This is a genomic window from Erwinia sp. PPS120, from assembly GCF_047918655.1.
Classification (GTDB): domain Bacteria; phylum Pseudomonadota; class Gammaproteobacteria; order Enterobacterales; family Enterobacteriaceae; genus Erwinia; species Erwinia tasmaniensis_A.
This window is the reverse complement of sequence record NZ_JBLREF010000014.1, coordinates 259155-274030: the sequence shown is the minus strand read 5'-3', so window position 1 is coordinate 274030 and position 14876 is coordinate 259155. Positions and strand designations below refer to the sequence as shown.

The following is a 14876-nucleotide window of genomic DNA, read 5'->3' as shown; positions in this document are numbered from 1 at the left end:
GATGGCAAATCTTCAGCAAAGCCAGGGCCCCGGCAAAGGGGTCATTAACATTGGGCAGCGTCTGGTCACCACGCTGGTAGGCCTGGTAGAAACGCGCGTCCGGCTGGCGGTCGTGGAGCTTGAAGAAGAGAAAGCGAATCTCATTCAAATGCTTCTGATGACCGGCCTGACTATGCTCTTTACCGCATTTGGCCTGATGAGCCTGATGATCCTCATTATCTGGGCGGTGAGCCCGCAGTATCGATTGATGGCCGTGGCGATCACCACCGGCGTACTCTTTGGACTGGCGGTTATTTTCGGCCTGTGGACGCTGGCGAAATCACGCCGCTCGACGCTGCTGAATGCCACTCGTAAAGAGCTGAAATCCGATCGTAAGCTGCTGGAGGAAGAAAAATGAGCAGCAGCCGGGAACGTGCCGAACATAAAGCGGAGCTGCTGCGTCTGGTACAGCAACAGCGGCTCGACTTAAGCGCTGAAAAAAAGCTGTTTCTGGAAGCCACCGCTCGCTACGACCGTGGCTGGCTTAAGCTGGTCAGCCTGCGACGCTTTGCCGTAGTCGGTAGTGGCCTGATGGCCATCTGGTCCGTTCGCCATCCCCGTCGCATTACCCGTTGGGCAAAACGCGGTCTGGGCCTTTGGAGCACCTGGCGCGTTGTACGCAATTATCTTCCTAATCGTTGAAGTCTGCCTTTCAGTCCGATTTATCCTGCCGTTTTAACGTCTGTGGCTCAGTTTTGACTGGGCCTGCGTCACATTCAATTTTACTGATAAACTCCGACAATTTATCTCGCTTACAATAGTTTCACCTTGCGAATATTATCCTGAGTGACAAAGGTGAGTCAGGACTAATCTCCTGACAGGCCTGAACTTAATGCGACGAACCGGTGTTCGTTGAGATAATTCCTCCTGGGGTGATTGATGAAAAAATTAGAAGACTTTGGCTTTCTGCTTGCCCGGATCCTGATGCCAGTGCTGTTTATTGTGGCGGGCTGGGGCAAAATTCACGGCTATTCCGCCACGCAGCAATATATGGAACATATGCACGTGCCGGGCTTTCTGCTGCCGCTTACTATCCTTCTGGAGTTCGGGGGTGGCCTGGCCATTCTGCTTGGTTTCCTGACCCGCTTTACCGCTATCGTCACCGCCGTCTTTGCGGTTATTACCGCGCTGATTTTCCATAGCGATGCGTCAGTGGCGGGCAGTTCTGTCAACTTTATGAAAAACCTGTCTATATCCGGCGGCTATCTGCTGCTGTTTATTACCGGTCCGGGCGCGTACAGCATCGATCGTCTGCTAAACAAAAAGTGGTAAAAACGGTGTCAGCCCCTGGTGCCCGAGTGCAAGGGGCAGATAACGATCCGACACGCAGTAAGGCGCTATACTCTTAGGCACTTACAGCAAGGGGGATGACACGATGGGCCAACTAATTGATGGCGTCTGGCACGATAACTGGTATGACACGGCATCCACGGGCGGCCGTTTTCACCGCTCTGAGTCTGCCTTTCGCAACTGGGTGACCGCCAGCGGTGATGCCGGGCCAACCGGTAAGGGAGGGTTTCGCGCCGAAGCGGGCCGCTATCACCTCTACGTCTCCCTCGCCTGCCCCTGGGCGCATCGCGCCCTGATTATGCGCAAGCTGAAAGGCCTGGAGTCGCTGATTTCAGTATCGGTTGTCCATCCTCTGATGCTGGAAAACGGCTGGACCTTTGATCAGACCTTCCCGGGCGCCACGGGCGATGATCTTTACCAGCACCAATATCTCTACCAGCTTTACCTTCAGGCCGATAAATCCTATACAGGACGAGTCACCGTTCCGGTCCTGTGGGATAAGCAGCAAAACACCCTGGTCAGCAATGAGTCAGCCGATATTCTGCGGATGTTAAACAGCGCTTTTGACGCCGCTGGCGCACGGGCGGGAGACTATTATCCTGTGGACCTGCGGGATAAAATTGATCGGGTTAACGGCTGGATTTACGACACGGTCAATAATGGCGTTTATAAATCTGGCTTTGCGACCACGCAGGAGGCCTATGACGAAGCCGTAACGGCCCTGTTCAATTCACTCGACCGGCTTGAGCAGATGCTGGGACAGCACCGTTATCTGACGGGTGAGCGTCTGACCGAAGCCGATCTGCGTCTGTGGACCACCCTGGTACGCTTCGATCCCGTTTACGTCACCCACTTCAAATGCGATAAGTATCGCATTAGCGACTATCTCAATCTGAATGGGTTTCTGCGTGAGATCTATCAGCTACCTGGCCTGGAAGAGACGGTAAACCTGGCGCATATTCGCCATCACTACTATTGCAGCCATAAGACTATCAACCCCAGCGGGATCATTTCACTGGGGCCAGCCTTTGACTGGGATGAGCCGCACGGACGTGATGAGCGCTTCCGTTAAACGCCCGCAGCCTCGGCCTGCCTGCCCGATCATCCCTGCCGCTTCCCCAGCAGTTTAGGAATTTCCCGCAGGCACCAGGCTTTCGCTTCGCCCATGCTGTCACGACGCCACGCCATTATAATATCCACCTCGCGGGTATATTCCGGGCTGACCACCCTCAGGCGACCTTCGGCAATATCTTTTTCCACCAGCGGATAAGGCATCGAAGCCACGCCCAGCCCGGCCAGCAGCGCCCGGTGTTTATCCGCAATCGAGCTGACGGTCAGCCGCTGCTGCTTGTCCAGCAGCTGGACGGTGAGCACCGGACGTTCGCGGGCGGTATCCGCCACGGCGATACCGCGATATTTCACCCGCGTCACCTCAGAGAGCGGTTCAGGCTCGTCATGAATAGGGTGGTCGGGACTGGCGACAATCACGCTAATCATGCTGTACAGCTTACGGGTATTAATTTCCGATGAGGCACGAAAGTGCATATCCGGGGCGATAACAATATCCGCTCTGCCCTGTTCCAGCCGCTCCCAGGCTCCCGCCAGCACCTCTGTTATCAGTGATATTTGGGTGTTTGCTTTCACCGCCAGCTTTTCAATCAGAGGAAAGAGCGACTCACAGGGAACCAGCGCCTCGTTCACGATTGTCAGATGGGTTTCCCAACCCCGCGCCAGCGCTTCTGCATCGGTAGTCAGCTTATCGGCTGCCTCCAGCAGGACCCGCCCTCGCTCCAGCAGCATGCGGCCAACGTTAGTAAATTTTGTGCGATGGCCGGAGCGGTCAAACAGCACCACATCCAGCTCCTCTTCCAGCTTTTGCATGGTATAGCTGAGCGCAGAAGGCACCCGGCCCAGCTCGTCCGCCGCCGCCGCAAAACTACCCCGGCGATCGATAGCATCCATGACTCGTAACGCTTCCAGCGTCAGAGCGCGATCTTTAGCCATCTCAATTCTCTGTCAGGAATTTTGAATGTAGTAAGCAGATTAACTGGCTAACAATCCGGCGTCCAGAAACTTACCATAGCAGTATTGTCGGGGCAGCAGACCGACTGTTGAGGAGAGTCACATGATTACCCGTCGCATAGCGAAAGCCTGTGGCAAAGCAGATTACGGTTGGTTACAGGCGCGCTACAGCTTTTCTTTTGGCCACTACTTCGATCCAGACCTGCTGGGATATGCATCGCTACGCGTGCTTAATCAGGAAGTGCTGACGTCGGGGGCCGCTTTTCAGCCCAGAACCTATCCGAAAGTCGATGTGTTAAACCTGATCCTTCAGGGTGAAGCGGAATATCGTGATAGCGAGGGAAATCATTATCGCGCGCGTGCGGGAGAAGCCCTGCTGCTCGCAACCCAGCCTCATATCAGCTACAGCGAACATAACGTCAGCAAAGAAACGGCTCTGACGCGCATGCAACTCTGGCTGGATGCCTGCCCGTCCCGGGAGATCCCGCCGCTTCAGCGCGTAAACCTCTCCGACGGTGACTGTGCGCAGCTGCTTGCATCACCGGACGGCGCAGAGGGCAGTCTTCAGCTTCGCCAGCAGGTCTGGATACATCATCTGGATCTGGTACCGGGTGAAACCTATACCGTCCGGCTTAATGGCCCCCGCGCCTATTTGCAGTCCATCCATGGCGCGCTGCATGCCGATACGGGCTCGCGGGCCAGAGAAGACCTCGTTTGTGGCGATGGGGCCTTTATACATCAGGAAGAGAGCGTGACGCTTACCGCCGCCACGCCGCTGCGGGCGCTGGTCATTGATCTGCCGGTCTGAACCGGGCACAGGCCCGGAACGGAACAGATTAATGTAATGTGTCCGTTCGCTGTGCAAACCAGTATTGAAAAAGACGAAGCGCAGCAGGACCGATGGCAGCCTGACTATGGTCATACGCCTCCTGCGTCATCTGCTCCAGTGCCGAAAGATTATCGTCCTCACCGTGCAGGGCGATGGCCTCCAGCGCAGGTTGCAGGCTTTCAGGTAGCGCGGACCAGTCATCCAGCGCGACGCCGCGCAAATAGCCAATACACCACTCCTCCACAACCAGGTACTCCTTCCCGTCAATTTCATTGAAACCAAACAGGGGCTCGAACTGATCGGGCGCATGGCGCAGCCGCTCTCCAATGTCGTTCATATGCTGGAAAATCAGCGAGGTAAAGCGCGTGAACTCCTGTTCCGACGCCCACGCGGGAAGGTGTTCCTCGCCGCCCCATATTCCTGGCAGCCATTGGGAAGGCATGATGACATCAGGGCCGGAAAGAAGGGCCGTCGTCATGCCGTCCAGTTCAGAGACGTCCAATACAGAGGCGTCATTGCCATACTTAAGCAGGATATCATCCAGCCATTCCAGATCGTCTTCTGAGAGCGGTCCGTTTTCCATGCTGCGGTCTCCTGTGGCATGTTGCAAATTCATTAAGCTCTATCTTATCGCGTTTAAAAATGAAAAACCCAGGGGTTGAGCACAGATGCTGGCGACAATGCCCGCTGGCTGGCGGGATGTCGTGCCGACGACTGACTGTGCCATGCCAACTGGTTAGCCCACTGGCTTCTGGCTTCTGGCTTCTGGCTTCTGGCTTCTGGCGGGCGCATCTTCGTCATCCGCTTGCAAAATTCAATTGTGAATAATCACGTACCTTATATTGTGGCATATCGTCATTACCGCGATACTGATAATATTTACATGGCATTAAAAACAGTATTGACTCTTATTTTTTAATGCGTAAAGTGGATTTCAACGGCACGAGAGAAGTTCTCGCCCGTTAAGTTGAAAGAGTTAATAAGTTGGATTTTTGAATATATTGCGATAAAGGCCACGAAGTTTGTTGTATGGGTAAGTCGCTGTGGACATTTGTTTTTCATTCACAGGATAATGCTTTCAGGCCATGCAGTGAGCATCACCAATCGCAACGGGTGTAAATAAGCGCGATGATGTAAGGCTATGATTCAACGAGTAAATATCTTTGCGAATACTGTTTTATGATTATGTGTTTCGCAATGAATGTACAGCCACGCATCAAAGAGTCTGTATCGCGAGGGGAGTGTACTTGTTTAACCTGCCGTGACTCATGGTTCAAAAGGTTAGCAGGCTATTATTAACCGATAAATATATGGGAGGTTCCACTGGATTTCTTAATCCCTAATATTATCTTTAATAAACATGTGCATTTAGAGTAGTACCGATAGCAGTAAAAACGTAATTAAGCCCATTAATGTTAAAGTTTGATTCTGTAGTACCTTAAAAGCCCTGACCGTTTCTGTCAGGGCTTTTATCATTGTGGCGTACCTGACCCGGCGGTTGCGCGACCTGGTTGTTTTCCTTCCTGTATAGCCACCTTCCGTTACGTGCTTTCCCGCTCGCAAAATAAAAAAAATTAACACTTGCTAAATCAACCCGATTGGGGCTAGTATCTGGCCATCGGTTTGGTACACAGACCTTATGAAAGCAGTTTTAGTAAAGCAGTCCTCAGTTCAAGTGTTATCTTAGATACCCTTCATCGTGAGCCTCCTCCTAAGTGCCCAATAAGTTTAATTCTGCTAAGCAGACCATCTTCGCCACAGTAAGTGGCTCAAAAAAATGACAGGAAATATCTATGTCTAACAAAATGACTGGTTTAGTAAAATGGTTTAACGCTGATAAAGGTTTCGGCTTCATCTCCCCTGAAGATGGCAGCAAAGATGTATTCGTACATTTCTCTGCAATCCAGAGCAACGATTTCAAAACCTTAGATGAAGGCCAGAAAGTTGAGTTCTCTATCGAGAACGGCGCTAAAGGTCCATCAGCTGTAAACGTTGTCGCGTTATAATTCGCGAAACACACTAAAAATTACGATAGCGATGACGGCATCTGCCTGAGCAGTTGAAATTTAGTGATAAAAAACCGCCCTGGGCGGTTTTTTTTTGCCTGTAATTCGAGTAAAAAACGGTCTGCCACACGTTTGTCATGACTGATGCCAGACTCGCACCCGCGCCAGCCGGCATTGGCCCGGAACAATCTCCGGTTTTCTGCCCGCCACCACATCGCTTACTTTCCTCAATGGCTGTGCCTGTGCATGGGCAGTAAAACCGGAGTCATAAAACGAATTGACGGGGCCAGAGATGAAGGTTAACGCGTAGTGCACAGAGTGTAAGCCGACAGGGCTCACGTAAGGCGATGTGGGGATATTGATGGGCGGAAGTAAAAGAACGACCGCTGATGCATTCCCTCGTCGGACTCATAGTGGCCTGTGAGTAACGGGGATACACCAACGGCTTGTTTCTGAATGAGTTGAAGCTGACCGGTAAGCCGGGTTCTGTCGTGGACAGTCATTCATCTAGGCCAGCAATCGCTCACTGGCTCAAGCAGCCTACCCGGGTTCAGTACGGGCCGTACCTGGTGAACCCCTATTTGGCCTTGCTCCGGGTGGAGTTTACCGTGCCGCGAACTGTTGCCAGCCGCGCGGTGCGCTCTTACCGCACCCTTTCACCCTTACCTGATCCCATATCCCCTTTGTCTTTCAAGCTGCGGCTATTGCTGCATCCTGAAATCTGCCGGGGGGGCCATCGGCGGTTTGCTCTCTGTTGCACTGGTCGTGGGCTTGCGCCCCCCAGGCGTTACCTGGCACCCTGCCCTATGGAGCCCGGACTTTCCTCCCCTCTGTTTGTCTCCCCCGAAGGAGGACGGCAACAAAGCGGCGACTGTCTGGTCAGCTTCGGCGCGGATAATAGGGCATTCGGCGCGGTTTGTCACCCCTCTTGCTGATCCAGTGCGTACTTATAGAGCGCATTCTTTTTTACACCGTGAATTTCGGCGGTCAGCTGCGCGGCTTTTTTCAGCGGCAGCTCTTTTTGCAGCAGGCCCAGCGTGCGTAGCGCTTCAGGCGGCAGCGCATCCTCTTCGGCGTGAAAACCTTCCACGACAAGCACCATCTCGCCTTTACGCCGGTTCTCATCCTCGCGCACCCATGCCAGCAGTTCTCCCACCGGCGCGCCATAAATGGTTTCCCACGTTTTAGTGATTTCACGGGCCAGTACCACATAGCGATCCATTCCCCATACCGTCACCATATCCTGTAGACTCTCCAGCAGGCGGTGGGTGGATTCGTAAAAAATCAACGTGCGTGGCTCCTGCTCAAGAGCACGAAGCGTATCGCAGCGCCCTTTGCTTTTGGCGGGCAGAAACCCTTCGTAACAGAATCGATCGGACGGAAGTCCGGCTGCACATAATGCTGTAATGGCTGCGCAGGCACCGGGCAGGGGTACAACGCGAATGCCTGCTTCACGGCACAGGCGCACCAGGTGATAGCCCGGATCGTTGATGAGTGGCGTACCCGCATCGGAAACCAGCGCAATGCTCTGCCCTTCCCGCAGCTTAGCCAGCAGGGATTCTGCTTTTTGCTGTTCATTATGATCGTGCAATGCGAACAGGCGCGCATTGATGGCGAAATGTTGTAGCAACAGCCCGGTATGACGTGTATCTTCCGCTGCGATCAGATCGACGCCCGCGAGTACCATCAGGGCACGCTGGGTAATGTCACCCAGGTTGCCGATCGGTGTGGGAACAATATAGAGCGTGCTGGCAGAAATATCTGCCCGATCGTGTTGTTTCATTGTGAGATCCGAATTGCCGATTTAATATTGAGCATCTTGAAAAAAACATCACTGGATACAGTATGCTTCCTTCGAAAGTCATTCATAACAAAGCAGGACGCTGCATGCCTGTTCTGCTGGCCGCCCTGATTTTTGCCGGATGTACCGGTCAGGCGCCGCAATCACCGACGGCAAACGTGCAGGGCAGCGCCCAGGGTACGTCCGACTACTACCTTCAGCAGATGCAGCAAAGCTCAGATGATAACAAGGTTGACTGGCAATTACTCGCAATCAGGGCGTTGTTGAAAGAAGGGAAGCTGCCCCAGGCTAAGGACCAGATTGGCCAGCTGCCGCAAAAGCTCAGCGATAAGCAGCGTCAGGAGAGCCTGCTGCTACAGGCAGAGCTGCAATTAACCCAGCAGGACGCCAACGGCGCCAGCGCGCTGCTGAAGCAGATTGATGCGGGTTCATTGTCCAAAGACCAGCTGGCCCGTTACTACCAACTGCAAATTGCCGCCGCCCAGGGGCATCCATCGCTGGATCTGCTGCGTGCCTTAATCGCGCAGGAGCCGCTGCTGACGCCTGCCGACAGGCAAAAAAATATTGATGCAACCTGGCAGGCGCTGGTACAGCTCACGCCAGAACAGCTCAGCAACATGGTGATCAATGCTAACGAGAATATCCTTCAGGGGTGGTTGGATCTGCTGAGCGTTTACCGGACTAACGGCAGCAACCCGGATATGCTCAAAGCGGGCATCAGCGACTGGCAGAAGCGCTACCCTTATAATCCGGCAGCTAAAATGCTGCCAACCCCTCTGGGCCAGGTACAGAATTTCCAGCAGTCGTCGACCGGTAAAATCGCCCTGCTCCTGCCGCTAAGCGGACAGGCACAGGTGTTCGCTAATGCCATTCAGCGCGGCTTTAACGACGCCAAAAATGGCGTACTGGCTCAGTCGCAGGCGCCTGCCCAATCCTCAGCGCAGCCAGCGACTCCGTCAGACTCCTCCGCGCCAGCCACCCCCCCTGCCATACAGACCCCAGGTACATCAGCGCCGGCCAGTCAGGCTGCGGTCAGTACTTCTGCCGCTCAGGCCAATCAGCCAGCCGCCAGCCCGTCGGGTGCTCCGGCTCAGACGCCAACTGAAAATACAGACAATGCAGCCGCTCAGGGCCAGCCTGCTCAGCAGAGCAGCCTTGCCGCGCAGACCGCTCCGCCTTCCAGCGCGACGCAGGTTCAGGTTTACGACACCAGTTCTCAGCCCATTGACCAGGTGCTGGCAAAAGCCCGGCAGGATGGCGCAACCCTGGTGGTTGGTCCGCTGCTGAAAAGCAACGTAGAGCAGTTGGCGAATGTGCAGACCCCACTGAATATTCTCGCCCTGAACGAACCTGAGTCTGTCCAGAACCATCCGAATCTCTGTTATTTTGCGCTTTCTCCTGAAGACGAAGCCCGCGATGCGGCCCATCATATGTGGGACCAGGGCAAACGTGCACCATTATTGATGGTGCCACGAAGCTCGCTGGGTGATCGGGTAAGCAAAGCGTTCGCAACTGAATGGCAGAAGCTGGGCGGCAACACCGTTCTGCAACAGCAGTTTGGTTCGACGGGAGAACTGAAGCAGGGTATTAACAGCGGAGCAGGCCTGCGCCTGAGCGGTACGCCGATTACGACTCAGCCGCAGCAGCCGCAGGGCGTGACCATCGCCGGTCTGACCATCCCTGCCCCGGTGCAGGATACCCCGTCCTCTTCTGCTGATGGCGGCAGCGTGGACTCGGTATATATCGTCGCGACGCAGGGTGAGATGGCGCTGATCAAGCCGATGATATCGATGCGCACCAGCAGCCGCAGCATGGTACAGCTCTATGCCAGCTCACGCAGCAATCAGGCCGGTGCCGGCCCGGACTACCGTCTTGAAATGGAAGGCGTACAGTTTAGCGACGCGCCGCTGCTTTCAGGCAGCAATCCGGGGCTGATGCAGCAGGCAGCTAAAACCTTTAACAATGACTACTCGCTGGTTCGCCTGTATGCCATGGGCGTTGATGCCTGGACGCTGGCTAACCATTTTAATGAGATGCGACAGCTGCCCGGCTTTCAGATCAAGGGAGAAACCGGTAGCCTGAACGCTTCACAGGACTGCGTAATCAACAGGAAGTTGATATGGAACCAGTATCGCCAGGGGCAAATCGTTCCGGCATCCTGAGTCGACAGCAGACAGGGGCGGGCGTTGAACAACAGGCCCGCCGCCTGCTGGAGAATGCAGGATTAACGTTTGTTTCAGCCAACGTTCGCTTTCGCTGCGGGGAAATTGACCTGATCATGCGGGATGCGCATACGTGGGTTTTTGTGGAAGTACGCTACCGTCGCAACGCGCTGTATGGCGGCGCAGCGGCAAGCGTGACGCGAAGCAAACAGCAAAAGCTGCTGCGCACTGCCGCGCTGTGGCTACGCGGGCAAGGAGCCAGCCTCGATACCACTGACTGCCGCTTTGACGTGGTGGCGATGACCGGGACACAGGTCGAGTGGTTGCCCAATGCATTTACGGCGGTGTAGCTGTCCGCCAACACGAGCCAGGTGAAAGAAGTGCTGGAAAGAATAAAAGTCTGTTTTACCGAGAGTATTCAAACACAGATTGCGGCGGCAGAAGCGCTGCCGGATGCGATCTCCCACGCTGCTATGGCTATCGTTCAGTCGCTGTTAAATGGCAACAAAATTTTGAGCTGCGGCAACGGCACCTCAAGCGCAAACGCCCAGCACTTTGCCGCCAGCATGATTAACCGTTTCGAAACCGAACGTCCAAGCCTGCCCGCGATTGCGCTCAGTGCTGATAATGTACTGCTGACGGCTATCGGTAACGATCGTCTGCACGATGAAGTTTACGCCAAGCAGGTTCGGGCGTTAGGCCACACTGGCGATATCCTGCTGGCTATTTCAACACGCGGCAACGGCCGCGATATTGTGAAAGCCGTGGAGGCCGCGGTCACGCGGGATATGACAATAGTGGCGCTTACCGGCTATGACGGCGGCGAGCTGGCCGGATTACTGGGGCCACAGGATGTAGAAATTCGTATTCCTTCGCACAGAAGCGCGAGGATCCAGGAAATGCATATGTTAACCGTAAATTGCCTGTGTGATTTAATCGATAACACGCTTTTTCCCCAGCAGGACGTTTAAAGGAGCTTAAATGAAGGCATTCTCTGCACTTGCCGTTATTCTTACCGCGCTGATGCTTCAGGGCTGCGTGGCCGCCGTAGTAGGCAGCGCAGCGGTAGCAACTAAAACCGCGACCGACCCCCGCACCGTTGGCACCCAGGTGGATGATGGCACCCTGGAATTGCGCGTAAGCAATGCGCTGTCCAAAGATCAGCAGATCAAAAACGATGCGCATATTTCTGCTACCGCTTATCAGGGCAAGGTTCTCCTCAGCGGGCAGGCACCCACTGCTGACGTTGCCAGCCGCGCCAAACAGATCGCCATGGGCGTGGACGGAGCCACGGAGGTCTATAACGAGATCCGCACCGGCGATAAAGCCACCTTTGGCACCGCCTCTTCGGATACGTGGATAACCACCAAAGTACGTTCTCAGCTGTTGTCGAGCGATCAGGTGAAATCTTCTAACGTTAAGGTGACGACCGAAAATGGCGAAGTCTTCCTGCTGGGTCTGGTAACCGAGAGTGAAGCCAAAGCGGCAGCAGATATTGCCAGCCGCGTTGGCGGCGTGAAACACGTCACGACGGCTTTTACAATCCTTAAATAGCCTGACAGCCGCCCGTGTAGCGTTATCACACGGGCGGTCATGCTACCGCTGCGCTTTATAACCGACTTAAACAGTCCATGGCCACCGCCTTGAAACTGTCGAAATCCTTGCTATCCCGTAGCCGTGCCATCGCCCTTTCGCGCATAAACGTCACAAACAGATCGTAAATGGCCATCGCCTCTTCATATTCCGTTTTGCTGATCGCCAGCAGGAAAATCACGCAGGCCGTTTCATCCCCCCAGCTAATTCCCTGCGGAGCCAGCACGGTGTAAACCACCGTTTTCTTTGCTAACAACCCTAATGCGTGCGGCAGGGCGATCCCCTCGCCCAGCATGGTGCTGACAATGGCCTCACGCTCCTCCACCGAGGGGAAAAACGCTGCATCCACCACGCCTTCCTGTTCCAGCTGATCGCATAGCGATCGGAACAGTTCGGACTGGGTCATGGGCCTGTCGATAATGCGGAAGTGGCTGGCATCAAAAAACTTCTCCAGCATATAAGGCCGGGTGCGATCGACCAGCACCAGCTTGCCAATCTGCTCCAGCTGATAGTCGGTGGGAAAAGGCGACATCACCACAACGGGCTTGTCCTTTTCGCTCAGGCGGGCGGTTGAGATAACAAAATCCTCCTCAACGCTACCCTGCTGCTCATACTGTCGAAGTGAAACAATATTACTGACGACAATCTGCGGATATTTCCGCATCAGCATGGCCTGGATCATCCGCACGGTGGAGTTACCCGTGTCGCACACCAGTAAAACCTGCGGATGCCGCTGATAGCCTACGTTGTAATGCCGTTCCAGCCCCACGCCGATATGCAAAACCAGAAAGCCAATTTCGTTTTCGCTAATCACATAGGGGGTGTATTTCCCCCAGCTTGATACCGCCGCCAGCGTCACGTCATATGCCAGCGGGTAGTGCTGCTTGATATTGGCCAGCAGCGGATTGGGAATATTAATCTGGTAGCGCATCCGCGTAATCATTGTTTTGATATGCGTCAGCAGGTCCGCACGAAGCTGTGGATCGTTTTGCAGATTGAAATTGTACTGGGTATTGATATAGCTAAGAATATAGTTAACCAGCGATTCGCCATCGTCCGGGCTGATGGCGCTGGGAGCAATCTCCTCAATTCGCCTTGCGGCAATGTTCACCCGCAGATAAGCCTCCTCGGAGGGCGAGATATCCTTGCCGGTAACAGGCCGTAGCAGGTTGACGATGTGGCGGGCCGCATCCCGTACGTCTTCATCCACATCTTCCGCGCTAAAGTCAGAGAGCGGATGACCTTCGCTGATGCGCCTTACCGCTACCGCACAGTAGAGGCGCAGATAAAACTCGCTGTCGTCAGTCATACGAATATGGAAGCGGCTGAAGCACTCCTGTAACAGAGGCTGTAGCTGGTCGAGAATACCGCTGTTTAGCGCTTCGATATTGAGCAGCGGGTTATCGCTGTCTTCCAGCGCAATCTGGTAGAGCAAGTCGGTCAGACAGGTGCGGATCGCCACTTCACTGCCGAACAGCTTCATTCCATAGCGCGGCTTGGTTTCAACCGACAGTCTGTAGCGTCCCAGCCACTCTCTTACCTCAGCCATATCGCTCTGTAGCGTGGCGCGGCTGACAAACCATTCGTCCGCCAGGTCCTCCAGCTTCAGGGAAAAAGCAGAGGTGAGAAAACGGGTCAGCAGGTAGTGTACCCGTGCGGCAGAGGTACGCGGAACCCGCAGATGGGAAGGAGACTGTTGCTGTAGCAGGCTATAGCGGACGGCATCATCGATCTTGAGCTGATAGCCCTCTTTGCGATTCAGTACAAAGCGCGCGCCGTGATCCACCAACATTCCGTTGAGGGCTGTCACATCAGTGCGCACGGTGCGCGTCGACACGTTGAAGCGGCGCGCCAGTTCATCCTGAGGCAACGTCTCGTTTTGAAGCAGGTCATACAGCTGAGCAAGGCGTTGGTTAGGAAATCTCACGATTTCTCCCATCTTAATGGAGCCGGTCAGCGCGTCCGACTCGGGTTACAAAATGCTAAGGCGTAAGCACCAGCTGTGAGGGTGCGCCAACGGCCGTATAGTCCTGGGTAAAAGAGAGCGCGCCGCTGCTATCTACCCGGAAGCGCGTGATGTTATCGCTACGCTGATTGATAGCGTAAAGCGTCTTACCATCGTGAGAGAGCGTGAGAGTGCGCGTGTAGTCACCTCGCGTCCAGACGTCATCTTTATGGCTCAACGTTCCGCTGGGTTTAATCGCAAAATGCGCAATGCTATTGTGCAGCCGGTTCGCCACATAAAGATTCTTACCCGCTTTATCAATGACCAGCCCGGCGGCAAAACTGGTGCCTTTGTAGCCATCGGGCAATGCAGAAACCGTAGCCCCCTCAGTAAGAACGCCGGTTTTCGGGTTAAGCCGGTAGCGGGTTAGCGTTGAGGACTCTTCATTGATCAGATACAGCGCGCTGCCGTCCGGTTGAAAAACGAAATGCCGTGGGCCTGCGCCCGCAGAAGATGCGGGGATCCATGGGGGCGTATTCGGCTGTAGCTGGCCTGCATTGCTCAGGCGATACTGATAGATACGATCCAGCCCCAGATCGGTCGAGAAGACAAATTTGCCGCTGGGATCGCTGGCGATCATATGCGCATGCGGACCGTTGTGATCGCTCACGGCAAAACTCCCTTCGACCGCCGCCGCCGGGTGACTGGCTCCGGCTGGCCCACTGTCCTGCTGCGTATCGCTGGCTTCTCCCAGACGGCCATCGGCCTGCACTGGCAGAACGGCTTTACTCCCGCTAATGTAGTTAGCCACCAGCAAATATCTGCCATCCGGGGTCAGAGAAAGGTATACCGGTCCGGCCCCCTGTGAACTGACCTCATTCAGCTTTGTCAGGCTGCCATCCCCATTGATGGTATAAGCGGCCACCGTCCCTTTCTCGCTCTCACTGGCAACGTAGAGCGTTTTCCCTTTGGCATCAAGGGTAAGCTGCGCCGCATTGACCTGATGGCTTACCAGGGTTTTATCGCTCAGTGCGCCATCGTGTGGACTAACCTGGAAGCGATAGACGCCCTCACCGTTGGGATGATAAGTACCGACATAAGCATACTGTGCATGGGCTGCCAGCGAAGTGGCGGCCATCAGAGATAACGAAAGGGCGGTAATTAGCGGGCCGTTACGCATGGTGATCCT

General features: G+C 54.7%; 15 protein-coding genes and 1 other RNA gene. 10 read left to right on the top strand and 6 right to left on the bottom strand.

Going from position 1 to position 14876, the window contains the following annotated elements:
• Position 1 precedes the first annotated feature (1 nt).
• From ACLRGG_RS09600 to ACLRGG_RS09585, 4 genes are all read left to right on the top strand, one after another.
• Positions 2-397 (top strand): phage holin family protein, encoded by a 396-nt coding sequence (locus tag ACLRGG_RS09600; protein ID WP_067704009.1) that lies wholly within the window; start codon positions 2-4, stop codon positions 395-397.
• Positions 394-681, top strand: coding sequence for a YqjK-like family protein (locus ACLRGG_RS09595; protein WP_067704012.1), 288 nt, complete (start codon positions 394-396; stop codon positions 679-681). Before ACLRGG_RS09600 ends, ACLRGG_RS09595 begins: the two co-directional genes overlap by 4 nt.
• Before the next feature lie 237 nt (positions 682-918).
• The gene (locus tag ACLRGG_RS09590) at positions 919-1311 is read left to right on the top strand and encodes a DoxX family protein (protein ID WP_416249528.1); all 393 of its coding nucleotides are present in this window, start codon (positions 919-921) and stop codon (positions 1309-1311) included.
• Positions 1312-1414: 103 nt separating this feature from the next.
• Positions 1415-2401, top strand: coding sequence for a glutathione S-transferase family protein (locus ACLRGG_RS09585; protein WP_416249526.1), 987 nt, complete (start codon positions 1415-1417; stop codon positions 2399-2401).
• A 29-nt stretch (positions 2402-2430) separates the two neighbouring features.
• Here ACLRGG_RS09585 and ACLRGG_RS09580 read toward each other — a convergent pair whose 3' ends face one another.
• Positions 2431-3333 (bottom strand): LysR family transcriptional regulator, encoded by a 903-nt coding sequence (locus ACLRGG_RS09580; RefSeq protein ID WP_416249524.1) that lies wholly within the window; start codon positions 3331-3333, stop codon positions 2431-2433.
• A gap of 121 nt (positions 3334-3454) precedes the next feature.
• On the opposite strand from ACLRGG_RS09580, the gene ACLRGG_RS09575 reads away from it, so the two are divergent.
• Positions 3455-4159, top strand: a complete 705-nt coding sequence (locus ACLRGG_RS09575) for a pirin family protein (RefSeq protein ID WP_416249523.1) — start codon at positions 3455-3457, stop codon at positions 4157-4159.
• 28 nt (positions 4160-4187) lie between these two features.
• On the opposite strand, the gene ACLRGG_RS09570 is transcribed toward ACLRGG_RS09575, so the two are convergent.
• Complete coding sequence (locus ACLRGG_RS09570; RefSeq protein ID WP_416249521.1) at positions 4188-4763, bottom strand: YecA/YgfB family protein; 576 nt, start codon at positions 4761-4763, stop codon at positions 4188-4190.
• A 1210-nt stretch (positions 4764-5973) separates the two neighbouring features.
• On the opposite strand from ACLRGG_RS09570, the gene cspG reads away from it, so the two are divergent.
• Positions 5974-6186, top strand: coding sequence for a cold shock protein CspG (cspG, locus tag ACLRGG_RS09565; protein ID WP_416249520.1), 213 nt, complete (start codon positions 5974-5976; stop codon positions 6184-6186).
• Between the two features lie 459 nt (positions 6187-6645).
• Here cspG and rnpB read toward each other — a convergent pair.
• An RNA gene (gene rnpB / locus ACLRGG_RS09560) (RNase P RNA component class A) lies at positions 6646-7073 on the bottom strand.
• 32 nt (positions 7074-7105) lie between these two features.
• Positions 7106-7969 (bottom strand): 16S rRNA (cytidine(1402)-2'-O)-methyltransferase, encoded by an 864-nt coding sequence (rsmI, locus tag ACLRGG_RS09555; protein WP_416249518.1) that lies wholly within the window; start codon positions 7967-7969, stop codon positions 7106-7108.
• 62 nt (positions 7970-8031) lie between these two features.
• On the opposite strand from rsmI, the gene ACLRGG_RS09550 reads away from it, so the two are divergent.
• Genes ACLRGG_RS09550 through dolP form a run of 4 tightly spaced genes read left to right on the top strand, consistent with a single transcriptional unit; the run spans position 8032 to position 11703 of the window.
• Positions 8032-10149 (top strand): penicillin-binding protein activator, encoded by a 2118-nt coding sequence (locus tag ACLRGG_RS09550; RefSeq protein ID WP_416249516.1) that lies wholly within the window; start codon positions 8032-8034, stop codon positions 10147-10149.
• Positions 10107-10499, top strand: a complete 393-nt coding sequence (locus ACLRGG_RS09545) for a YraN family protein (protein WP_416249514.1) — start codon at positions 10107-10109, stop codon at positions 10497-10499. The genes ACLRGG_RS09550 and ACLRGG_RS09545 overlap by 43 nt, the downstream gene beginning before the upstream one ends.
• A gap of 30 nt (positions 10500-10529) precedes the next feature.
• Complete coding sequence (diaA, locus tag ACLRGG_RS09540) at positions 10530-11120, top strand: DnaA initiator-associating protein DiaA (protein WP_416249512.1); 591 nt, start codon at positions 10530-10532, stop codon at positions 11118-11120.
• Between the two features lie 10 nt (positions 11121-11130).
• Positions 11131-11703 carry a division/outer membrane stress-associated lipid-binding lipoprotein gene (gene dolP, locus ACLRGG_RS09535; protein WP_345830193.1) on the top strand — a complete coding sequence of 191 codons (573 nt, stop codon included), beginning with the start codon at positions 11131-11133 and terminating at the stop codon, positions 11701-11703.
• Between the two features lie 55 nt (positions 11704-11758).
• Here dolP and ACLRGG_RS09530 read toward each other — a convergent pair whose 3' ends face one another.
• Positions 11759-13669, bottom strand: a complete 1911-nt coding sequence (locus tag ACLRGG_RS09530) for a BglG family transcription antiterminator (protein WP_416249510.1) — start codon at positions 13667-13669, stop codon at positions 11759-11761.
• 55 nt (positions 13670-13724) lie between these two features.
• Positions 13725-14867 carry a lactonase family protein gene (locus ACLRGG_RS09525; protein ID WP_416249508.1) on the bottom strand — a complete coding sequence of 381 codons (1143 nt, stop codon included), beginning with the start codon at positions 14865-14867 and terminating at the stop codon, positions 13725-13727.
• Positions 14868-14876: the final 9 nt, after the last annotated feature.